This is a genomic window from Variovorax sp. WDL1 (assembly GCF_001541225.1).
In the GTDB taxonomy this organism is placed as follows: domain Bacteria; phylum Pseudomonadota; class Gammaproteobacteria; order Burkholderiales; family Burkholderiaceae_C; genus Variovorax.
Genome location: NZ_LMTS01000026.1, coordinates 83,039 through 103,919, shown reverse-complemented (window position 1 = coordinate 103,919; position 20,881 = coordinate 83,039). Strand labels below are relative to the sequence as shown.

The following is a 20,881-nucleotide window of genomic DNA, read 5'->3' as shown; positions in this document are numbered from 1 at the left end:
GGCGCTGCGGCCCGACCAAGAAAAAAGCGCCAGATGAGCTGGCGCTTTTCGGGAATGGTCAAAACTTATAAGGTTCGTCCGTTCGCAGGACATCGGAGAAGTCGTCCTTTGCTCGGGCGGCATCGTTCGTGTGGGTCCAGTAGCGCTGGTAGGCCTCATCCAACAACTCGCGGCGTTCCTCGTCGAGAACGTTAAACGGGAACACGTCCGAAGGGCTGTACCTGCCTGCGAGCACTAAGCGGTGACCGAACTCGGTCGGCTTGGCAGTCTCGAGGCCCGAGTAGATGTCGTTGATGCTCTCCAAAGCTTTCGGGTTGTAGTAGAAGAACGGCTTCGGCGAAAACAGCTCCGAACAGCCGATGGCGTCCTCTGCGGGAGAGAGCGTGAAGCCGGCGTCGATGAGTTGCTGAACAGTCCGCATGGCGGTTTCCTTTGGTGGTTGTCCTTTGGGTAAATCTTGTAGTCACCGCGTCCGGACCAGGTGACCGACGCTAGTGCCTAGCTGTTCGACTCCACGCGAGAAAGTCACCTGTTGTGCGCGGCGCGCACAGGCATCGGGAATCACTGGTTTTTGCGTGATACAAGAGCATCTGGACATTTTTCCAAGCGCCGCCCTGCTTACAAGGACTTTGGACGTATGAAAAGAATGATGGCCTATCGGGCCGTGGCCGTCGCCGTGCTCGGTGCAGCGCTTTCGATATCCGCAACCGCAGAGGTCTTGGCTAGCGAGTACCAGGCGGCGATGCAATCGGCTCGAGACAAGCCAGCGATGCTGCTCTACATATCTGGTGTTGGAACCGGCTTTGGCTGGGCAAACGAGACAAACACCTACAACAAGGTGCGACCGCTGTACTGCCAGCCAGAGACGCTATCGATGAACGCACAGAATTTCACGCAAATTCTCGACGCGCGCTTGGCAAAGGTTACAGCGGAGAATCGCGCAATCGGCAAATCGACGGATATGACGAAATTGCACGCCGAGTTTGAGCTACTCCGCGGTCTTGAACAAACGTTTCCATGCCAATAGCGCAGTCCCGGCAGCCAGCGCAAAGAGAAGCCCCCAAAGAACAGGTTCTTTAGGGGCGAGAATCAGCTCGGGCTAAGGGCTAGAGCATGTCGTGCAGGCGGCGCGCGTCGCGCAGCTGACGGATGAGCTCGAGCACGACCTGCGGCTGTGCAGCGGCGATGTAAGCGACGTCGGCATCCCGGGTCGAGTACTGCGTCTCGTCCTCACCGAGCACCTCGATGTCGTAGCCGTGACGCGGGTTCTCGCGCGGTGCCGAGACAAAGCTCAGAAGTCCCGGGGAGCTGCGGACCTTCCAGGGCCCTTTGGTGGCAGCGTTGGCTAGGTTCTCGAGAGCTTCGAGGTCGAGTGGGGCGCCGGCGCCGCGGCAGGGGTTGGTATCAGGCATGGTGTTTCCTTCGTTAAGCGAGTGCTGCGCGGAGCAGCGGCCTGCCTTCTGTAGCAACCGGACCGGCCACGCTGCTTAACGCGCCTTCTGGAGAGGGATGGGCCGCCCGGCCTGGTCGAACCGCTCCGGGAACAGCACCTGCAGCTTGTAGCCAGGCTTCACGACCTGGAACCGGTCATCGAGCTCCAGGAAGAATTCCTTGACGTCACGGCGCGAGACGTGGCCATCCGTCGGACCGGCGAAGCACAGCTGCGCTGCCGACAAATCCGAGCCCGGGCGCCACATGATGCGAAAGGCGTCCAGAAGCATCTGCTTGGGAACAAGGAAGCAGTCGAAGCGCAGCACGCAACCGACGCGGGCCTGATGCGCGGCCTCGAGCCAGGCCGCTGCGGCGTCTCGATGAGCCGCCTCATCTCCGGCATCGTGCAGTCGTCGGGCCTCACGAAGTAGTTTTTCGAGCCCTTCAGGGCTGGTATCGGGCGCCCGCTCGTTCAAGGCTTCCACCTGGCTGCGCAGCTCCGCTTTAAGGGCAGCTGGCGCGATGCCGGCCGCATGGTAGCGGCGCACGAGCGCCTCGAGTTCCCGGGAGATTCGGCTTTGAGCTTCTTCGGATAGGGCGGGGGACACGGTTGTCTTTCGGAGGCTGAAACCCCCGTGTAGCAACGGCCGTATAAAAGGTTGCGTCCAGCGTAACCAGGGGTCCGCTTGGTCGCAGCCTCGGCGGAGCTGTGTGGTTTTCTCGCCAGAACTACACGTGGCATTGCTCCGACTTTCCGAGGGGACCATGCCATACCTTGTCGACATTGATTGCTCCTATCAGCGCCGAGACCCCTGGGAGGGGTTCCGGACGGCACACGATTTCGCCCTGCTCGACGCCTTCCGAAAAGGCGCAACGCTGCATTTGGCGCTGCATGAATCCCCATGGCGCTGGTTTCTCCGGCCTGAGCAGGGGGATGAGGTCCTGGTGTGGAGCGGAGCACCTCAGGGCCCAAAGGGGCAGCCCGAACTCCGTCCCACCATGCCTCTACTGTTGAAGGAGCTCGCCCAGCCGGTGGCGGCATCGGAGGGAGAGCTGGTTGGTATCGAGCTCGGAGGCTGGCGCTTTGATGCTGAGGGATTTGCCCGGCGCGAGCGGGAGTGGTCGGAGGTGGTCGCCTGGCGCGAGGCGCGCAGGCAGAACCCCACGCTGTACAACCCTGAGCTCGGGCGCCTGAGTGCGGCCGCGTTGGCGACGCTGCGGCTGCTGAAGACTGGTCAGGTCGTGTACCCGTACCCCGAACTGGAAGCGCCGCTCCTGGAGCTGGATGCGCAGGGGCTGCTGAACATGCCCAGCGGCGCAGCGTTCAGCCTGGTTCCGCCGGCGCGCCGTCTGCAGGTGCCCCGCGGACCGACGCTCAAGCTCAACTTCGCGGGCTGACGCGACCGCGCCAAGAGATGGCGGGAGCCGCCGGCTTCGCGACCCCTAGGCCCTGGCTAGCAGCAGCCGTCTCCTCGGTGCCTATACGAGAAGAAAAACTTCCCTTCGAGCGCGCTGTTCAGTTGGCGCTGCGCCCAGGGCGAAAAGACCGTCCCGAGGCGGTCTTTTCTTATCCGTTCGGCCAGCACATGTGCGGTGATTGGTGGGGCGGGCCCGAGCCCGCGAGTAGGGAGCGGCCGCTAGCCGCTGGTCGAAAGTAACGCGCGCGCCTTGGCCAAGCGCGCCGGCAATTCGCGGTACCAGGGACTCTGCCGGACGTCAGCTTGCTCCAAAGAAGAAGTTTCTTGGTAGTACTGCTCAATCGCGCCTGCGTACCGCTCGCACATCTCGACCTCTTCTTTGTAGCGCTTGGCTTTGCGCAAGAGAATCGCCACCCGCTCGAAGTAGAACGGGGCGGCGACCACGCCATGGTCTGCCATGTTGCGCAGTTCAGCTTCGCAACATTGCAGCATCAGCGGGAGGTTCTGCGCACTGTCGCGTGCCAGGGTCCAGGTGGGTTTGCCGCCAACCGTGGCGGTGCTGGGTGCCCATGTCGTAGAAGGCTTGTCGGACGCCCGGCTCATCACACGGGCCTATCGCCGCCGCGGCAGCATGTTGGAAGCGCCAGAAGTTTCATGTCCGCATTTTCGCGCATGACGGTCACCGGAGCTGCCGCCAAGCTGGACCGTAGAGCACGGACGCGCCCCGAACGACTGTTGCGCCGGTAACCGGCGGTCAGCGACCCGCTACTTTTTGGGGGCCATCACGCCCATGGCCAGCTGTGTATTCAGGGAGGCTATTTGCTGCACAAGCCCCCATTGCCGCGTCATCAGCTCCAAAAACTCAGGGTTGGGCGGCATCGCCTTGGCCGAAAGCGCGAGCTGCGACATCGCTTGGGCGATGTCCTGCTGCTCCGCATAGATTTTCTTCGCGGCTTCCGAGTATTCGTCCAGCGTCATGCCATATCTCCTGGTCGTGGTGCGAAATCTTAGCGTTCCTGGGAGGCGAGGTCGAGCGCCACCGGAGCCGAGCGGGGGCACTCGCTACAGGAAGAAGACCTCTTGTTCAACCTCAGGCGCCAGCACCCGCAGGCGCATCCAAGGACTCCCATGACCCACACCCTCCAGTGCAGGTTCGCGCACACAGCGCTTGCCAAAGGTGCGACCACGCTTTCCGACACGCTTCTCGTCTTCCTGCCGGGCGCGTTCCTCCCGCCGGAGGAGTTCGAACGCCAAGGCATCATCGCTGCTGTCAAGGAGCGGAACCTCGCGGTCGATGCCCTCCTGGTGGACGCCAACGTCGCGTTCTACTACGACCAGAGCTTCGTCGAGAGGCTGCATCTGGACGTCATCCGGCCGCAGCGCGAGGCAGGCTACAAGTCCATCTGGCTCGTCGGTGTCTCCATCGGAGGCTTTGGCGCGCTGATTCATGAACTGGCCTACCCGGGCGCGGTCGACGGCATCGTCACGATTGCCCCGTACCTCGGCCGGCGCCCTATCGCCGCGGCAATCCAAGCCGCCGGTGGCCTGCGGAGCTGGCAAGTGCCCGAAGGGCCTCCACCTGACCAGGAAGTCGACCGCAAGCTGTGGCCATTGCTCAAGCGGTACACCCAAGCAGACGCTTCCAGCGGCCTGCCTCCGGTGTATCTCGGCTACGGCTTGGACGACCGCTTTGCAAGCAACCATCGGGTGCTCGCGGACGCGCTGCCGGAAGGCCGTGTGTTCACGACACCAGGGGGCCATGCCTGGCCGCAATGGTCGCAGCTCTGGCGCGAGGTGCTCGAGGTGCTGCCCCTGCCCATGGCTGAAAAGGCTGCGGCCGCTACGGTTTAGGCCTTACTCTCAAGCTTGTCCTCATTTGATTGGCCCCCGGAAACGGTGGGCCAATTTTTTGTATGCGGACAATCGGCGGAGTACGTGTCGCGGCGCTGAACGGGGAGCTACTGCCTTGCAACCGCCGAGTTCTCGGCTCAAAATTACTCGTTACACGCGTCGCAATCGACGGAGGTGTGCCATGGATTCATGCCGAAGCAGAGGGCCACTGGCGTGCACGCTCGTTTTGGCACTTCTGCCCCTCCCGTCTCTCGCAGACGTTGGTGGCCGTTCCGAGGCTGATGACACGGTGAAGCTCTACCGTGTTATCGAGCGCACGGCTATGCCGCAGGGGCCCATTCGCAGCTTTCATTCACAGTCCGTGTGCGAGTACGCGGGTCAACCTTTGCCCGGACCCAACCAAGCGCTTAGAGCGACCACGATAGCGGCGGTCGGGGATGACGAAGAGTACTTGTCCGTCGAAAGCTATGCGAAGTGCGCGCTGAAGGACCAACAGCCCTACTGCTTCTCCGTAATCCATCCGGGCGTTTGGACCTGGACCGAAGTTAGCATCTTGGACATCGCAGAGCGGCGCGAAGTGGTCCGCAGTGCCAGGTTTCCTGAGAATGTCTTCGAGCCTGTGCTAACCGCCCTGGAGGCATTAGTGCTCGAGAACATCGAGCGCCGCCTGCAGCAGCAACCAACGTTGCATACCGATGCGGGCCTGACAATACTGTATACGAGTGACGACCGCCGATTTGCGCGGAGGCAATGGCTGGCGCTCGAGAGGACTTTTGCTTTGCGCTGGGCGGGGCATCTAAATTCGCTTCCTCCCGGAGAGCAACGCGAGCTTCCTATCTATGCATTTCATTACGGCTGCCTAGCTGCGGGGGGTTCAGATTACCAGGTTACCTCGGACCCGCCGGGCGCAAGCATTCGCCTCATCAGTGACTTTGATTGGCAGGTCTGCAGGGCGCGGAACGCCGACCCTTGGAACCCTGACAAATGTGCAGGCTGGAGTATCCTCGTCCAGCCTTCCGCGCTATTGATAGGCACATACCGCTATCACGCTACTTGGCCCAGTGGAAAGGAGTCTCGGAACGTCTTCAAAGTGGAGTACATGAAGCACGAGGCCGGCATCACCCTTCGTTAGCTAATGCAGGGTGCTGGGTTGGCCTCTAAGAAAATCAGATGCAGAAGGGGCCGACCGGCGCAAGTGCGCGGGTCGGCCCCTGGCTGCGGTGCGAGCTATGCCGCTGCCGATTACTTCGACGCGATGTTCGTATGGTTGAAGGTCGAGACGACCTTACTGTTCACACGCGAGCTGGGCTTCACATTCTGGTCCGGAGCGTGAGCGGCGGCCACGGCCTGGGCGCGCACGGCTTCCTTGCTGGCAACCGATGCGACGGTCAGCACGCCGCGGCCGGGCTCGGCAGCCAGGTCGATGGACTTGGCTTCAACGACGGCTTCGATGTTCACTTCAGCGCGGTTCTTGCTCGAGGCGGACACATGCACGCCGTCGTAGGTTTCGGCGTGGACGCCCAGCGAAAGACCGAAGGCGGCGATAGCGGCGAGGGCGAGGAGAGACTTCTTCATGAGGGATTCCGGTAGGTGGATAGGTTTTAGGAAAGGTCCGTTTGTATAGGTCTGCAAATCTTATAGGTACTTACCCGGGGATTTAGTAGCCCTATAATCGAAACAGTGCGTCTCCGTGGTAGCTACAATGCACCTGACGGCGCCGTTGCCTACGGGTTTTCCATTATAACACAACCGCTCTCTGTGGGTCTATAGAGCAACCGGAGAGGTTGCGTTATAGGTTGATTGCCACCAAGGAAAAGCGAGACCCGAGGGGTCTCGCTGAATGATGGCAGACGCCGGCTATGCGCGCTTTCTGACGTGTCCGGGTGCTGGTGCGAACTGGCGCTCCGCCCAGACGTTGAGCCTGAACAGGTCTTCCAGGGGCATGTCGCCGAAGTCGAGCGTTGAAAGGCCTCCGTTGGCGCAGTCGACAATCACGCCGCCCTGCACGAAGCCCATGAACTCCTTGACGACAAAGCCGCCGCGGAGGACGAATGTCTGGAAGCTCGCCAAGCCAGGCGAGCCTTTGCCGCGCGGAACCCAGGCCTTCACCGGCTTGCTGCGGCCGATGGGGCCTTCCCGGAACCCGGTCTCGATGAGGTGGGCGCGCAGCAGGCGGTTGAGGGAGGCCGAAAGCCGGCGACGTTCGTTGCGATATTCCGTTGGGGTCATGAAGAGCTCCTTTTGTATTTCCTGCTTTCGTATAGCTGGCGCACGTCGGGGCCCTAGGCATTGGCTACACGGAAGCAGGACCACACTGGAGAGACTTCAAATGAATATCCTGCGCGCGGAAGCCTACCTGGCCCGCTTTGCCAATTCGGAACGCCTGTCCGACATCTACGACGACGACGGCATGCTGCAGGCAGCGCTCGCCGTGCTGTTCCCAGGCTTCGAATACCCCGACTTCTCCCATCTCACGATGGCTGAGATTCGCAAACGCTATGCAGCCAACCCGCAGAATCTGCTGCCGACATAGCCTGCTTGCCTCATTCCAAGACCTCTCCGGAGGTCTTTTTCACGTCCGTGGGGACGAAAAAAGGCGCCAGCCGGTGAGGGCTGGCGCAGGGAATAACTTCAGTCGAAGATACAGGTGGGCGCAGGGCCCGAGCGAGTGTCCTTGAGGTTCACGGCGTGCTTTGAGGCCAGGAACATCCAACAATAGTGGTGACCGTCACGGCGCATCTCCTTGACGCCAATCTCCCGTGCGGCGGTGACCGCCTCTTCAGGGCCCTCGGCGAGATTCCAGGGTTCACCGAAGCCCACACCTCCATGGATGAAGCGCCAAGCCCATGAGCTCTTGCGCTCGTACACCTGAGGGTCCGGACGGTATTCGGTGGCTTCCGGCAGCTTGAACTCCATGGAGAGCAAACCCCCGCCGGTTTTGGCCAGCGTCACCGTCTCGAAGGCCCCGCGTCCATCCGGGCGGCGAGGACCGCATCCCCAGACGACTAACTCATCGAAGCGGACCTGGAGCTCCCAGCCTCCGCAACCATCCTTCGGCGCCGGGCCGCGATAGACTTCTGCCAGCAGCTTGGGCATGACCATCGAATAGCGCTCGCCCGGGTACTTTGCCTGCAGCTCGAGGATTTGCGCAGATGAGAAGCGGCCGGCCTCGTCGACGTCCACCGTCGCGGTCTCGCCATCCGCCTTGAGCCATGCGCTCTGAGGGATGTGCCAGACAACCGCCATGTGCGCATCCTCGTCGACCCGCTCGACCTTGCCGGAGCCCATAACGCTGGACCAGCCCATTGCGGCACCTTTCGGCCCCGCCGGGTTGCACCAGTGAGGGTTCTGCTCCCGCATGGCCACCCAGAGTGCCTCCTCGAAGGCGGCCAAGTTGTCATCATCGTAGGGGATGTCCGTTTGCAGCAGCACGTCGGAGGACTGCTTCAGTGGGGGCCGAAAGCCCCAGTTTGTTCGTTCGAAGGTGGCGCGATACAGCGGCATGTTCTCTTTCGTTCAGGTTAGTGTCCTGAGGCGTCTAGAGACGTCACGCCGCCACGCTTGCGGATTTTTCCCCCACGCAGACCGGCGCAAGATGGTGGGTAAGGGCCTTTAGCGAAGTTGGCTGAGGCCGTGCCGCCGCCGCAGGGGCCCACGCGGCGGTACAGAGCTCGCCGTAGGCCCGGCCCAAGGCCATTTGGTTACTTGGCTACCTGTTCGGACTGGCGAGGAGCTTGTCTTTGGCGGCGTTGTACTGGTCGAGGGTGACGTGGCCATCGTCCTTTAGCTTGCTCCACTTGATGAGCTCGTCGGCGACAGAGTAGGACGGCGACAGCCCTCCCCCATGAACGATATTCACGTCGGCCTGCTTGGCAGCTGGCACGGCGGCCTTCGACTTCGAAGTGAAGATGCCGTTGGCCTCAATCCACCTCTCATGGCCTCGCATCGGATTCAGGAAGAGCACCTTTACGAGGGTGAAGTAGCCGAACGCTATAGACGCGGCGACCCCCCAGGCAAAGGCCGATTCAACGGCGTAGCTGCGGTCCCATTTGTCCAGATTGCCTTCCCATACCCTGAGCACATTTCCCGCCGCGAACAGCGCGCAGCCGGCGAACACGATAAACCAGTAGCCCCGGAAATTTCGAACCGCAGTCTCCATGTGAGAGAAGTCCGCGTTCTTTTTTAGCATCCAGACTCCGAAGGCGAGGAAGAGAACCGGGATGATGCCGACAAAAAACAAGCTAGGCACCAGCAGCAGACCGAAGATGAAAATCTTGCTCTGGTCCGAGCTCGTTAAAGGTTGGCTGTATGTTGAAGAGGACATTGGGCTCATTGAATGTGCCGAGGCATTGTAAGCATTTATTGCTAATGAGGTTGGCCTGGCTGGTACAAGTGCCGACCCTGCCTATAGATTTGTGCATTTCTCCCTCGGTACCGTCCGCCCTTTTACCCTTTCGGCTGGCGGTACCCAGGCAAGAAAAAGCCCGTCGCAAGGACGGGCTCGTGAAGTGACGGGAGGAGGCCTATTGATGGAGAAGCGGCTCCGCCCGGTCGATGTCGTCAGCTGAGATGTGCGGTATCGCAAGCACCAGCTCCTGAAGTTGGGCAAATCCTTCGTCCTCTGGGTCTTCGGGCCAGCGAGTCGGGACGCTCAGAACTTCCTTGGATACGCCGGCCGCGGTGTCCACGGCGACGCTCCCACCGAGCTGAGCGACAACCGCCAGCGCCAGCGCAAGCCAACGTGCGTCGAACGGAAGCAGCATGCCGCGTTCCCCCTTCTTGCCGAACTCGAAGTGGTACGACGCCGCGAGGATGTCGCCGGTGCCAGTACGCAGCTCCACGTGTGCCATCCCGACGCAGTCCGGACGGACGCTGACGCGAAGGCTCGGCACGCGGGGGTAGCGCGCGCCCGCAGCTTCGCTGAGGTGAAAAGGCGAGCCTGCCGATATCGCGAATGCCGCCCCGATGGCATCGATACGCGCTTCGGGCGGGAATGTGACGGTGATGCTTGCAGCCATGGTTTCCTTTTGGTGTTTCCTGCCCCGTATAGCTTCGCCCCCGCACGACCCTTCAAGGGCCAAGCTGCGCTTCCGCCCGTGTGGCGAGGTCCTCAGCCATCGCAAACAGCACCATCTCGGCCCGCGCGAGAGCAAGCGGCCCCTTAAGCCCCGCAGCCGCATGTTGCAGCAGGGCAAGATAGGTCGGGAACACTTGGCTTTCCGCAAGCGGGCTCCACCCGCCTGCCAACCCGTGCTCCTTGAGCTGAGGGCCGGTCCGCTTGATGACGCCGTTTTGGCTGGCAAGAACCGGGAACGCCAAACCTCTTGCCGGGCCGGCGAGCACCTGGAGAGCGTTCAGCGAGACCGCCACCCGCGCGTCGAATATGGCGGCCGCTTCGGGGTCGGCGGCGGCTGCAACCTTGGACCACGATGCGATGCCCTTGAAGTCCGGCACCTTCCCCTTTGCGATGGTCTGGACGTACGCGGGAACGGTGCCTGGAAGGTTTCGCTTGATGCCGCCCCACACCCGCACGTAGTAGTCGCCGATGGCGTCATGCTGTCCCGGGTTGGCCTTCCATTCACGGGTCAGCTGGCTTTTCAGGTCAAGATTCCGCGTATACGCGTTGCTTCCGGCGACCCGAAGACCCAGGTGCTTCAACAGCGTGTCGTCTCGAAACTGCCACGTGTAAGTGACAGGTAGCCTCGGCTCCTCCTGTGCTACGTACTGGGACACGACGGATACGAGAGCGTGTGGAAGAGCTATCGAAGAGCGCATTGTGTAGAGGCTAGGGTTGTGAGCGGGACCGAAAGGGATACGCGGCTTGAATCTGGCGGCATGCGGGGCGATGCTACGCGGCGAGTGACGCGAGCCGCTTCGTTGCCCTCCGGAGGAGGCTCACCCGCTCGGTCGGCACTTCGGCCTTGGTGTCTCCAAGAGCGACGATTTCGAACGAGGATTTGCTGGCAAGCTTGCGCGTGAGCGCGTCCCGCGGTCCCAGGCCGCGGAATTCGCCGTGCGACAGTACGTGAACCTGCAACTGGCGCGAGATGGCCTTCACGACTTTCTGCAAGGCCGCGGCCAGCGCGGCCTGGTCGGGTGCGACTTTGCCGTGAACAATCAAGAGCTCGAGGGTGCCGGCCGCGCCGGCCTCACCCAGGATGAAAGCACGAAGAACCGACTCTTTGAACTTCGAGCGCAGCATCGCACGAAGGGGCTCGGCTGCAGCGAATGACTTCAGCGCGATGGTGCGCAGCTCTTGGTAAAACACGAACGAGACGTTGGCCGTGACTTGCTCGGCCTGGCCCTCCGCTGGCTTGCACTTCGTCAGCACGCCGCTGCTAAGCAAGTGGCCGAGCGTGCCCTCCAGCTCGTCGGTGTCGAGCTTGCAGGTCTTGGCGAGTTCAAGAGGGGAGAACTGTTGGCCCGGATGGGCGTAAAGGACGGTCAGGAGCTTCTGAACTCCAGGGGACAGCAGGAAATCGGCGGCGCTCATCAGAGGGGGCGGGGCTCAGAACAAAGGTCCGCATTATGAAGAACGCCCGGGCGCCCGTCGCTACACATTGGTTTGGACACCTTAGGAAATCGCATGACCAATCGGGACGCCCCCATCGTCGTTGAGCTGGACAATGCCAGCGCGGCCGCCTCCGTCGCCTCCCGGTGCTTCCTGCACCTGAAGGACCAGGCAGCACCGCTGGACACCCAAATCGTCGAACACGCTACGCAGGCCCTCGCGTCGCAGGAGCGCGGTGAAATCCGTGTTTTGGTCGTCGGCGACCTTCACGACTCAACGCACGTCGAGCGGATTCGACGGGCACTCGAGGCCAGCTCCGTAGACGGGGCGCACATCTCCGTCCTTGCCGGCGCCCCGCGCACGCGCTGCCGCACCCTTGTGGTCGACGACGCCTTTCTGGTTCAACGCCAATTGGCAGAGGCCATCAAAGCCATCGAAGTGCCGCGCCTGGAACTCTACGCCCCCGAAGCCGAGAACAAGCCCTGGTACCGGCAGCACGCACAGCGCGGTCGCCGCCGCGCCTACTGAAACCATCTTCCCCGGTCCCTGAGCTTCGCAGTTCAGGGACTTTTCCTTTTAGCGCGCTGGGGGCAAGGAACCTTGCTGTACCTACAGGATGCAGGAAATTTAACAAGGATAGCCCGTGAAAATCAAGATTGAGTTCAACGAAGCGCAGGTACACCTGACGATTCCTCCCGTGGCGAAGTTCTCGCCATTGCACAACGCCTTGAACGGCGGCTACCCGGTCATGGTGCTGGAAGACCCCTGGCTCCTGATTTCGGAGACCGAGGCGACGACGTTCGAGATTCCGTTCACCAGCTGGCGCCACTTCCTGCGTGGCGTTCAGCATACTTTCGACTACTTCGCGAAGGTCGAGGCAAAGGAAGGCGAGCCGGACAAGCTGGTGTTCGAGGTCGCAGGCGTCGAGTACGACCGCCCCCGCTCCATTCCCCTCCAAGACGAGTTCGTGCGCGATGTTGGGGGCTTCATGCTCTCCGACACACGGATGCATGTGAGCGACCCCTGCTACAAGAAAGCGTCTGACGGCACCTCCCTTGGTGCCGTGGATGGAGCCTGGAAGGCGCGCGTCGTGTTTCGAGACGGCTTCAACGGCTTCTGCTGCGCTGAAATCACCGTGATGCACGAAGACTTCGAGGCGCAGGCTGCCGACAAAGCGCTCTTTCATCAGTGCGCAGCCATCGGCGTCGACAGCGGACAGGTCGGATTCTTTGACGGAGCCCGCTACCCTACGGCACCCGAAGAGTTCGCGTACGAGGAAGGCACCTTTTACAGCCGCTGTACCGACGCGACGGAGTGCCTGGCGGATTCTTGGGAGCACAAGAACCCTTACCCCATGGGCCAGGTTCCTGGCGCCATCGGATTTGTCACGCGCACGTTCGACGGCGACGGCACTTACCCCCTGTCGGTCGTCACTGAGCCGCAACTCGGCAAGGTCGTCGCTGCGCGTGTGGTCTTTGCAGACCGCATGTCGAAGATGTTCGGCTGATAGCTGTCACAGCTGACCGCGCGACCTGATTGAACGCACCCCACTAGCTACGGCTGGCGGGGTGCTTTTTCGTCCGGTCGCGGTGCTCGCGCTTGGCATTTGCGCCGCTCGCAGAAGTCCGGGAAGGGTTGCGCCTGCGGGCGCTTTCCTTTCTTGGGCGTACGGTCGGCCTGGCAGCCGCCTCGCGCTAGAAAGGAAGTGCCTGGGCAGGCCGCCCGTACGCCCCTCAAGGAATGGACGAGGTCCGGAAGCATTCCGAGTGCGTACCCCGTCCCACGGCGGCTCAGGATGGACCTCTCGACGACCTCAGCTTCACGTGCATCAGTGCGCCGGCAGCGCCCTCTGGCTCACGGCGATTTCCGCGGCCACCCGGGTTGCCACGGCAGCGAATGTCTTGGCGAGGACGGGGAGAGGAGGGCGGTTCTCCCACTCAATCCACTCGCGCGCTTCAGGCTGCTCGGGGTCCACGGAGATGACGCCGCCTGTCTTGTGCTCAAGCGCTTTCCGTACCGCGGTCTCCGTACGGGTCCAGTCGTAGCAGAGCGCCGCCTCGACGAGCTGCACGCGCCGCGCACCTTGCCTGCCGGACAGCTGCTCGACGAGGCCCACCAGGTCCTTGGTCATCCCGACCTTGGCGACGTTGGGAGCCTCAGGGCGCACGATGAGGTAGATGAAGCGCGCCTTGTCCGCCGCCTCGGACCCCATTGTTTCCACCATGCGCTCCTTCTGAGCCTCCAGGAAAGGGAAGGTCTCCAGCAGTACGGAGAGGGCACTGATAGCGGGTGCCACCAGAGCGTCGTAGGCCGGCCGGTCGTCGCGGTGCACGTTCCTGGCCATCTCGAAGACTGAGCGCGCCTCTTCGCTGGTCCCAAAGGTTGCTGTGACCAAAGCGAGCTCCGGAGGTTTGGACAGCCCACGGGCGAGCTCGAGCTCACGCTTCGCCCGCAAGGAGAGCGCCCGAGCACCAATTTTCTGGTCCCTTGCCTTCGCACGGCAGGCCATCTCGCAGCACAGCTGAAAAAAGAGAGCCAGCTCCTCTCGCAGGAGCGGGTTCAAGAGGGTCTCCTTCAGGGTGACCAAGCGCCGCTGCTGGAGAACGCCCTCAGCGGTCGGGGTCCATTTCTCGAGCGCGGCCATCACACTGCCGGGCAGAGCGCCGGTGCGACCGGGCAGCCCCAGGAACCCCGCAAGCAGCCCTCGCGGCGCGCCAGTGACTGGAAGGCCGGGAAGACCGTAAGGGGCTACGCTGGCCGAGGCCAGAGCCGATTTGGGGATGCCCATCAGGCCCTTGAAGCCGCCCCGCCGCGCCCGGCCCTGCTGCGCCTCGAAGTCGGCCTCCGAATTGGCAACAGATTTGGCCAATGCGCGAAGCCCCGCGCGGAGCCAGTTGCGGGTTCGCTCAATGCCGTGGCTCGGGCCTGGGAGCATGGACGAATCCACCCCGTTTGCCGCACTCCACCGGGGCAGCTCTGCTTTTGCGCGTGCCGCTCCCCCCGTGTACCAGACACACGCTTCCTCCTGACTGGTTCCGCGATGTTTGTCGTCATGGCCGTTGTGCATGAAGTACGGCGCGCCGTTCGCCCGCTTTGCAAGGACGACGCGACTCGAACAGCGGCCGCATTGCGGGTTGCGCTGTTCACTCTGAAGCGCATACAGCCCCAGCGCGCGCTGGTAGTCAGCGTGCTCCGATGCCGGCGCTTCCGGCGCAGGCTTGGTGAGCTCCTTCGCGGAGACTTCGAGCTCACCAAAAAAGACGTACTCGATGGTCATCGCTCATTTTCCTGTGTGTCCTTCAAGGCGCTAGCAAGTGGTTAGTGGTTGCTAGACGGATTGTCGGACTAGCTATCTGGCACTGACCCGCAGTGCCAGATTCACATCTGGCATGAGGGCTTTCTTAAACGTTTAGGAGAGTTTCTTTGAATATAGACCACGCACAAAGCGCGCTCGCGCGCCTCAACATCTACCTGCCGACGCTCAACAGTCGTGCGCTGGAGGACGTTGTGTACGGCCGGGGGACACCTTCCCAGTCCCTTGTCACCATGCACACCGCTGCCATGGCGCTTCTGAGGAGCAAGCTGCGAAGCAAGGCTCGACAGCTGGCGGTGGAAGCTTGCGGCGCTCTGCGTCTCAAGTCTCTCCAAGGGGATGTCATTGCGCGGTCGTACCTCGCAGAGCTCTCCTCCCGGAACCCAAAATCAGTTCACTGATTCCAAGGCCCACCCTAAGCGGTGGGCCTTTTTTCGTGTTCCGCTCCGATAGCCTATTGGGCCGACTCATCCGAAGCCTTCTCCGTACGCGGGCTGGGCCAATCGGCGCGCCCTGTGTTCATCGCGACGTCGCCCCCGCAACGCCGGCACAGGCCGCCTTCCTTGGCGCAGGGGATGCAGAGCACCGAAGTGGCGCGGCTGCCGTACACCTGGTCCATCTGGCAACACATGCACGCTTGGACCGTCATAGCGGCCCCCGCAAGCCGAGTTCGGTAGAAGCACGCCCGGCACTCCTGCCGCGCAAGTCGCTCGGCTTGCTGCGAATCGAGCTCGATGTCCCGCGCCGCTCGAAGCAAGTCGTCCACGCGTTGCCTGGCGTGCCGGGTGGCGCGTGCCATTTCGGCCGGCGTCATGTCAGCAGGCGGCTGGTTCATCAACTGTTCTAGGGTTGGGAGGCGACGCGGCGGGCGCTGAACAACTCGACAACGTTGCTCGGAACGGCCTCTATTTTGTTGGCAATCTTCGCCAGGCCCGTCGCGAACGACTCGAAGTCTCCCTCGATGTAGTGGCTCCAAACGGCCTTCTCCTCGGGGGAGAGGTCGCCGCTCGCGATAAGCGCCAGCAAGCGGTCTGCGCGCAGGAGCCCGCTTTCGCGATTGATGAACATGACGGTCTTCACGAAGCCCTCGGCGTCGCTGTCGTCAAGGCGAAAGCCGAAGCGCTTGAACCAGCGCTCGTAGTAGGCACGTCCCTCCGGGGTGAGCTCCATCGTGCCCTCGGCGTCGTCGAACGCCACGTAGGCATCGACGAACTCGATTTGTGTGTCATCTGCGAGAGCTTCGCGACGGGGAAGGGGGATGGCGGTCATGCTGTTGTACTCGATGGACGAGATAGATTATAGCATAGTGCGCCTAAAATTACTCATTCGTTTTAGGTCCGGGTCCGACAGGAATGCGCGCAGCGATGGCGAGCGAGCCGAGCCTGCCTGCTAAAATGGCGTAAGGAAACCGTTTAAGGAGTATCGAGGAATGCGGACAATATATCGGGCAACTGCTCTCTGGTTCGCTGCCCTGGCGGGCAGCGCGTCGGCCCAGTCGAGTGGCGGCGGCCAGTTCCGACCACTCATGCAGCTTGAGGGACGAATAGTCTTCGCGCGTGTGCTTGAGGGTGGTCTCCAAGGGGGGCGCTACGTCGGTGTTCAATCGATATCACAAGACACCGGCAGGGGTGCAAGCGGCCTGAATACGCAGAGCTACACAACCTTTTTTGACTGCAACCAGCCTCGGCGCATGAGCCTGGTTGCTGTAGGCATGAACAAGGAACCGGACGTCAACGCACCTCCCAAGTGGGAGTGGATGCAGGTCGAGGGGTCGGAGATGGAATTCAAGCCGCAGCAGCTGACATACGAATCGATTGCCGACCACGAGCGCGCAGCGCAGGCAGACCTCGCCGCGAAAGGTCTCGGTGGCAGAAAGGTCCCGAGCTCATATCAGGCTCAAGCCTCCTTCGGCTGCGAGGTAGCCCGCGAGCCCGCGAAGGAAGAGCAGGTTGCGAAGCGCTTGATGCGGACCGCGGACGTCCCAGCACTAACCGAGCTTGACTGCGAGGGCAAGCGGCGCAGCGGGGAAGACTACCCTGTTGGCGTGCGATTCTCACAGCGTGAGGGGGTTGTGCAGATGAATGACCGTTGGATAGGAAACTCGCAGGTGACTGAGGAGGACGTTCGTGCCCAGACCTCTACCTACCGGGTGGTGGTGAACCGGAAGACGGGCAAGTTCGAGCTGCGGGCGATGCACGGCACGGAGCCGGGGAACGTTCTGGCCACCGGCAGCTGCGAGGTCGCGACGGCACAGAAGAACAAGTTCTGACGCCGGCGGCCGCGGTGACGCCCGCCCAAGTTTGCCGGGCCAGCCGTCCTGGGGTTCCACTTCAGCCGCCGTCGTCGTAGCATGCGCTCCTCTAACAGGGCTGGAGGCGGAGATGACGGCAGAGAACGACGTTTTCATGAACTCGGCCGGCGCGGTGGCGCTAGCGCTCACCTTGGGGCTATCGCCCGCTTTCGGCGCCGATTGCGAGGGGTCGCAGCGAACAGACCTGGGCAACGTCCCGCGCTCCTGGGTGCTGACGGATGGCGGCATCGCAGCCTTTGCCAAAATGAACATCAACATCGACGGGTACGCGAGGGCCTACCATCCAAAGAACGCCGCTGCGGGTGCGCTTATTCACCTCTGCAATGCCGGACGGCCCTACCTCCCAGACGGCACGTCGTACAACGCCTCTGAGGACAATCAAACCTGCACCGGGCGGTTCATGCAGGACTTCGAGCGCATCGGCGCTGCCGGCTGGAAGTCCCCGTCTGTCGGTGCCATCAACTGGTTCGGCATCCTCGGAACCGGCTCAGTCAAGGTCGGCAAGAACGCCGTGTCCGCGGTCGTGCCGGTCAAGCAGAAAGACGGCTCAGGCTTCTACGTGTCGCCGACGGCGCTTGCGGACGAAACCATCGCGGACAAGACCGAACAGTCTCGATATGTGAACCCGCTGCGCGTTCCTGCAGGTGTCGTGCCAAAGACCGTTATCGCCGAGGGCGTGAAGATGGGCAGCTTCGGTGTGGCCTACAACGTGAACCGGCGCATTGCCGTGCCCTTTGTCGTCGGGGACGCCGGCCCACGAATCGGCGAGGCCAGCGTCGCGCTGGCGCGGCTCGCAGCAGGACTCCCCCTGAAGGACGACATCAAGCGCAGCGAACGTTACGCCGGCCAGGTCGACACCCGGGACGTGCTGTGGGTGTACTTCAAGGACGCGTCTGTGGCCTATGACCACAAGAACGAGGCCGCCACGGTCGAGAAGGCCAAGGCTGCCTACCAAGCATGGGGCGGGGACGAGCGCTTGGCACTCTGCGTCCAGCGCGTGCCGCGGAACTAGCGCGAGTTCCCGCCGGGCGCCAGCCCAGGCGGGCGCGCCAAGGGCGCGGTGCTAGACTGAATTAGAGGCCCCGACCCTCTTGCCGCTCTCACCCTCACGGGCACGGCTCAAGCTCGGCTAGCAGGACATCAGTCCAGACCCACTTTTGCTTTTCGCGAAGGCGCCGGTCGGTAACGAGAGCAACCCCACCACATCCTGCGCGCCTTTGCGCAGACAAAAGGACAACTCATGGTTAGAAAACCGCAACCGAAGGACGCGGCGCGCAAGCTCGCCTCGTTTCTGACGAACGAAGGCGTCACGCTCGACAACCGCAAGCTGCTCGACATGGTCGCTATCGTCGAGGGCCACAAGGACTGGCAGACGATGTCAGCCAGTCTCAAGGGCACAGAAAATGCGCCGACGAGCAAGGCGGCCGGCCGCCAGACTCCCCGCGTTCGCGACTACACGAGGGCCTGGGCGCAAGTCGAGGCCCAGTGCCGCAGCACCTTGATGGAGCTCCGAGATATGCTCGAGCGCGCACTAGGTGACAGTTCATACAGCATTTCGGTGCCGCAACCCGATACCAACTCTGATGACTTCAGCGTTGGAATCACCGTGCTCGAAAATCCCATGCAACCTGGTCCGGTCGAGGACCGCATCCAGGTCACCTTGGAGCTCCGCCAGGCCGAGGACGACGAACAACCGACCGAGGACCTCGCTAACATAGCACCGAGTCGGTGTCTGAAGTTCGGGCATGGAATGCTGTTGAATGTTGTCGACGCGCGGCTTGGAGACACCGTGGCCACTCAGGTTCCGCTCAACTACAGCTCCGAGGTCTGGACCTGGGATATTGAAGAGTTGCGCGGCCGCGCTTCGTCCGACGTTATGGACCTTGCCGGCGTCGTCTCCTCCATCGTCGCTCGATTGGACGTCTGATTTCGAGAGCCCGCATCTGCGGGCTCTTTTCTTTGCCCCTGGCAGCAATCGTGGCTGTCTCGCACCCCTAACCAGGCATGAAGAAGCCTTCTCGCTCAACACAGGCCCCAGCTGCGGGAAAGTTGCTGTGCCAATTCCCCGTGCGCAGCGCGCAGTCGCCGACAGCGGCCCTCAGCGCGCCAACAGCCGGTCCTAGCACTGAACGTGGGCAGGTGGCGCGGCATCTGAAGGTGTAACCCCCACCCCGGCAGGCAAGGCCGAATCGTGGATAAACAAAGGTTTGACCCCATCTGTGCAGTGACGGCAATCTGTTCCGGCGACTGAGGAGGCCCAATGCAGCACACAGTTACAGTTCAGACTCGCGGCCGCGTGACCATTCCGACCGCGATTCGCGACGCTCTCCATCTGCGCCAGGGGGATGAGCTGCTGTTCGTCGAGGAGGCCCCCGGCAAGTTCGAGCTCAAGGTCGAGCCGAAACGAGCTGCTTTGCTCGGTAGGAGACGCTCGAGTAGGATTTCAATGACACCTCCTACGCGGTCGCCGCAACTCGAGCTCAACCTCGGAGCCGTCGAAGGGTCCCGCCCAATCCGGCCACGCAGCGCCTAGTCAATCCTCCGGGTACCTCAGAACAGCGACCCCGTATCGGCCGGCGGCGTGACTTGCTTCTGCCTAGAACTTGTTTTCCGAGGCGGCGCCGGGAGCGCCCTCGCTGCCAAGTCTTCGGCCGGCTGGACTTGCAGCACGGCCAGGGCCTCCTCGTTGGTGCCAAACAGCCAGGTCTTCCACGCGCTCTTCGGCAGGGCGACCACCGCGCGCTTGTCCTGCTTGTCCAGGGGACGCCTAGGGTCAGGTCGGTGGAAGCGTGCCAGCAGGGGGTGCCCGTCGACGTTGACGGTTGGCATCGTGAAGTTGGGAACAAGTTCTCCCGACTCGGGGTCCGTCCACTCTGACCACAGGCCGGCAAGCGCCAGGGGCTCGGTCTCCTTGGGGTTGCTGACCTGCCACCACTGGTTCTGCCCCGACTCCCAGTTTGGCTCGTCGTACCCCCAAACAGGGATGAGGCAGCGCTGCCCGTTTTTCCATGCATCTCGGAAGGTTGGGAGCCGCGCCATGGTCTCACTGCGGGCGTTGTTGGTCATTGAGGGGCGACCGTCCTCTGCCAGTTCGAAGCGGGTAGCGGAGCCGGGGCGAATCATTCCCCACTGCCCCTCCACTTCGACGACAGCATCCGAACCTGGGCCTGGGCGCAGGAATCGACCTTGCCCTCGCGGTCCGATGGTCACGCGGACCGGCTCGAGCAGGTCGGAGGAGACTGCAAGCATGGTCGCAAAAGCATGGTGGCGGCCTGTGGCCGGCGTGTAGCGGTTGCACATGTCGGTAAGTTACCGCATTGCGGCACGGGCAAGGTCGCCGAGGGCTTTCCCCGGAAGTCGGGACGCATAGCCGCGATGGCATGATGAGGCATGACCCTCGCCAATGCCCGACCCTCCGTAGAGGAGCACCCTGAAATCCCTCATGCGAAGCGGTACGAGTGCCGCTGGCGCGACGACCCTGCGAGGCCAGGCCGCCAGGTCCATTATTGGGTGGATAACGCCCCTACTCAACCGCACTGGCCGGAGAGTGCGGTCATGCGCTGGGACTTGCGGCAAAGCGATTGGCACCTGATATGGCCCGAGCTCATCGACCATCCCTGCGCCAAGCTGTTCGCTCCAACCCATCCTGACCGGAAGGGCCCTAGGCGGTTCCGCGACTGGGTCGAGTCCTGGCCCGAGGGATTTGCTTGGCGCTCGGAACTTCCTGGCCACCTTCATCCGGCCATCGAGAAGGCCCTGAAAGAGCTTTCCGAGGGATTGGCGCCGGAGGGCGACCCGGTCGGTGCCACGCCTGCCCTACAGGGCCCTCAATCTTCGGGCGATGCCGCCGCCGCATTGCGACCTGCTGGCCTTGACGTGCCCGGCTTGGTGGAGAGCCTGGCCGTCGCGCTGCACGAGGTGAACGATGGGGACCGCCCGGCAATCGCGCAAGCGCTTTCAACCCTGGCAATGGCTCCCGACAGCGGGCGCACGCTCGAGGCGTTGAAGAATCTCTTGAGGCCGTGAGTGCACGAATTGCGAGCAAC

General features: G+C 62.6%; 27 protein-coding genes. 12 read left to right on the top strand and 15 right to left on the bottom strand.

Annotated elements, in window-relative coordinates:
• Window positions 1-58 precede the first annotated feature (58 nt).
• On the bottom strand, window positions 59-421 hold the full coding sequence (locus APY03_RS04135) for a hypothetical protein (RefSeq protein ID WP_068674182.1): 363 nt from the start codon (window positions 419-421) through the stop codon (window positions 59-61).
• 216 nt (window positions 422-637) lie between these two features.
• Between APY03_RS04135 and APY03_RS04130 the strand changes: the two genes are divergently transcribed.
• A complete protein-coding gene (locus APY03_RS04130; protein ID WP_068674180.1) occupies window positions 638-1,027 on the top strand; it encodes a hypothetical protein in 390 nt (129 codons plus the stop codon).
• Window positions 1,028-1,106: 79 nt separating this feature from the next.
• On the opposite strand, the gene APY03_RS04125 is transcribed toward APY03_RS04130, so the two are convergent.
• Window positions 1,107-1,412, bottom strand: coding sequence for a hypothetical protein (locus APY03_RS04125; protein WP_068674178.1), 306 nt, complete (start codon window positions 1,410-1,412; stop codon window positions 1,107-1,109).
• Between the two features lie 75 nt (window positions 1,413-1,487).
• Window positions 1,488-2,039, bottom strand: coding sequence for a hypothetical protein (locus APY03_RS04120; protein WP_146039544.1), 552 nt, complete (start codon window positions 2,037-2,039; stop codon window positions 1,488-1,490).
• A gap of 391 nt (window positions 2,040-2,430) precedes the next feature.
• Between APY03_RS04120 and APY03_RS04115 the strand changes: the two genes are divergently transcribed.
• On the top strand, window positions 2,431-2,829 hold the full coding sequence (locus tag APY03_RS04115; protein ID WP_146039545.1) for a hypothetical protein: 399 nt from the start codon (window positions 2,431-2,433) through the stop codon (window positions 2,827-2,829).
• Window positions 2,830-3,068: 239 nt separating this feature from the next.
• Here the strand turns inward: APY03_RS04115 and APY03_RS04110 are convergent, their stop codons facing one another.
• Window positions 3,069-3,452: a hypothetical protein gene (locus APY03_RS04110; protein ID WP_068674172.1), complete on the bottom strand. Its 384-nt coding sequence runs from the start codon at window positions 3,450-3,452 to the stop codon at window positions 3,069-3,071.
• 162 nt (window positions 3,453-3,614) lie between these two features.
• On the bottom strand, window positions 3,615-3,827 hold the full coding sequence (locus APY03_RS04105) for a hypothetical protein (protein WP_068674170.1): 213 nt from the start codon (window positions 3,825-3,827) through the stop codon (window positions 3,615-3,617).
• A gap of 150 nt (window positions 3,828-3,977) precedes the next feature.
• Here APY03_RS04105 and APY03_RS04100 point away from each other — a divergent pair, with 150 nt between their 5' ends.
• Window positions 3,978-4,700, top strand: coding sequence for an alpha/beta fold hydrolase (locus APY03_RS04100; protein ID WP_068674167.1), 723 nt, complete (start codon window positions 3,978-3,980; stop codon window positions 4,698-4,700).
• A 289-nt stretch (window positions 4,701-4,989) separates the two neighbouring features.
• A complete protein-coding gene (locus tag APY03_RS04095) occupies window positions 4,990-5,832 on the top strand; it encodes a hypothetical protein (protein WP_232324148.1) in 843 nt (280 codons plus the stop codon).
• A gap of 110 nt (window positions 5,833-5,942) precedes the next feature.
• On the opposite strand, the gene APY03_RS04090 is transcribed toward APY03_RS04095, so the two are convergent.
• Complete coding sequence (locus tag APY03_RS04090) at window positions 5,943-6,275, bottom strand: hypothetical protein (protein WP_068674163.1); 333 nt, start codon at window positions 6,273-6,275, stop codon at window positions 5,943-5,945.
• A gap of 282 nt (window positions 6,276-6,557) precedes the next feature.
• Window positions 6,558-6,929: a hypothetical protein gene (locus APY03_RS04085; protein WP_068674161.1), complete on the bottom strand. Its 372-nt coding sequence runs from the start codon at window positions 6,927-6,929 to the stop codon at window positions 6,558-6,560.
• A 100-nt stretch (window positions 6,930-7,029) separates the two neighbouring features.
• On the opposite strand from APY03_RS04085, the gene APY03_RS04080 reads away from it, so the two are divergent.
• Window positions 7,030-7,233, top strand: coding sequence for a hypothetical protein (locus APY03_RS04080; RefSeq protein ID WP_068674159.1), 204 nt, complete (start codon window positions 7,030-7,032; stop codon window positions 7,231-7,233).
• A 98-nt stretch (window positions 7,234-7,331) separates the two neighbouring features.
• On the opposite strand, the gene APY03_RS04075 is transcribed toward APY03_RS04080, so the two are convergent.
• The 5 genes from APY03_RS04075 to APY03_RS04055 all read right to left on the bottom strand — a co-directional run bounded on the left by APY03_RS04075 (window position 7,332) and on the right by APY03_RS04055 (window position 11,193).
• Complete coding sequence (locus APY03_RS04075; protein WP_068674157.1) at window positions 7,332-8,204, bottom strand: hypothetical protein; 873 nt, start codon at window positions 8,202-8,204, stop codon at window positions 7,332-7,334.
• A gap of 205 nt (window positions 8,205-8,409) precedes the next feature.
• Window positions 8,410-9,024 (bottom strand): hypothetical protein, encoded by a 615-nt coding sequence (locus APY03_RS04070; protein WP_068674155.1) that lies wholly within the window; start codon window positions 9,022-9,024, stop codon window positions 8,410-8,412.
• Window positions 9,025-9,223: 199 nt separating this feature from the next.
• A complete protein-coding gene (locus APY03_RS04065) occupies window positions 9,224-9,718 on the bottom strand; it encodes a hypothetical protein (RefSeq protein WP_068674153.1) in 495 nt (164 codons plus the stop codon).
• Window positions 9,719-9,770: 52 nt separating this feature from the next.
• A complete protein-coding gene (locus APY03_RS04060) occupies window positions 9,771-10,358 on the bottom strand; it encodes a hypothetical protein (RefSeq protein ID WP_146039547.1) in 588 nt (195 codons plus the stop codon).
• Window positions 10,359-10,548: 190 nt separating this feature from the next.
• Window positions 10,549-11,193 carry a hypothetical protein gene (locus APY03_RS04055; protein WP_068674149.1) on the bottom strand — a complete coding sequence of 215 codons (645 nt, stop codon included), beginning with the start codon at window positions 11,191-11,193 and terminating at the stop codon, window positions 10,549-10,551.
• A gap of 93 nt (window positions 11,194-11,286) precedes the next feature.
• Between APY03_RS04055 and APY03_RS04050 the strand changes: the two genes are divergently transcribed.
• Together APY03_RS04050 and APY03_RS04045 are read left to right on the top strand one after the other, a co-directional pair.
• Window positions 11,287-11,739 (top strand): hypothetical protein, encoded by a 453-nt coding sequence (locus APY03_RS04050; protein WP_068674147.1) that lies wholly within the window; start codon window positions 11,287-11,289, stop codon window positions 11,737-11,739.
• Window positions 11,740-11,908: 169 nt separating this feature from the next.
• Window positions 11,909-12,718: a hypothetical protein gene (locus tag APY03_RS04045; RefSeq protein WP_146039548.1), complete on the top strand. Its 810-nt coding sequence runs from the start codon at window positions 11,909-11,911 to the stop codon at window positions 12,716-12,718.
• 321 nt (window positions 12,719-13,039) lie between these two features.
• On the opposite strand, the gene APY03_RS04040 is transcribed toward APY03_RS04045, so the two are convergent.
• Both APY03_RS04040 and APY03_RS04025 read right to left on the bottom strand, forming a co-directional pair.
• Entirely contained in the window at window positions 13,040-14,488 is a 1,449-nt protein-coding gene (locus APY03_RS04040; RefSeq protein ID WP_068674143.1) for a hypothetical protein, read from the bottom strand.
• An 879-nt stretch (window positions 14,489-15,367) separates the two neighbouring features.
• Window positions 15,368-15,793 carry a hypothetical protein gene (locus tag APY03_RS04025; RefSeq protein ID WP_068674137.1) on the bottom strand — a complete coding sequence of 142 codons (426 nt, stop codon included), beginning with the start codon at window positions 15,791-15,793 and terminating at the stop codon, window positions 15,368-15,370.
• A gap of 421 nt (window positions 15,794-16,214) precedes the next feature.
• Here APY03_RS04025 and APY03_RS04020 point away from each other — a divergent pair, with 421 nt between their 5' ends.
• The 4 genes from APY03_RS04020 to APY03_RS45580 all read left to right on the top strand — a co-directional run bounded on the left by APY03_RS04020 (window position 16,215) and on the right by APY03_RS45580 (window position 19,368).
• Entirely contained in the window at window positions 16,215-16,793 is a 579-nt protein-coding gene (locus APY03_RS04020; protein ID WP_146039549.1) for a hypothetical protein, read from the top strand.
• Window positions 16,794-17,079: 286 nt separating this feature from the next.
• Window positions 17,080-17,847 (top strand): glycoside hydrolase family 75 protein, encoded by a 768-nt coding sequence (locus APY03_RS04015; RefSeq protein ID WP_232324147.1) that lies wholly within the window; start codon window positions 17,080-17,082, stop codon window positions 17,845-17,847.
• 228 nt (window positions 17,848-18,075) lie between these two features.
• Window positions 18,076-18,762, top strand: coding sequence for a glyoxalase superfamily protein (locus APY03_RS04010; RefSeq protein WP_068674132.1), 687 nt, complete (start codon window positions 18,076-18,078; stop codon window positions 18,760-18,762).
• 333 nt (window positions 18,763-19,095) lie between these two features.
• Complete coding sequence (locus APY03_RS45580; protein ID WP_068674131.1) at window positions 19,096-19,368, top strand: AbrB/MazE/SpoVT family DNA-binding domain-containing protein; 273 nt, start codon at window positions 19,096-19,098, stop codon at window positions 19,366-19,368.
• 17 nt (window positions 19,369-19,385) lie between these two features.
• Here the strand turns inward: APY03_RS45580 and APY03_RS04000 are convergent, their stop codons facing one another.
• Window positions 19,386-20,135, bottom strand: a complete 750-nt coding sequence (locus tag APY03_RS04000) for an SOS response-associated peptidase family protein (RefSeq protein WP_068674129.1) — start codon at window positions 20,133-20,135, stop codon at window positions 19,386-19,388.
• A gap of 255 nt (window positions 20,136-20,390) precedes the next feature.
• On the opposite strand from APY03_RS04000, the gene APY03_RS03995 reads away from it, so the two are divergent.
• Entirely contained in the window at window positions 20,391-20,861 is a 471-nt protein-coding gene (locus APY03_RS03995; RefSeq protein ID WP_068674127.1) for a hypothetical protein, read from the top strand.
• The last annotated feature ends 20 nt before the right edge of the window (window positions 20,862-20,881 follow it).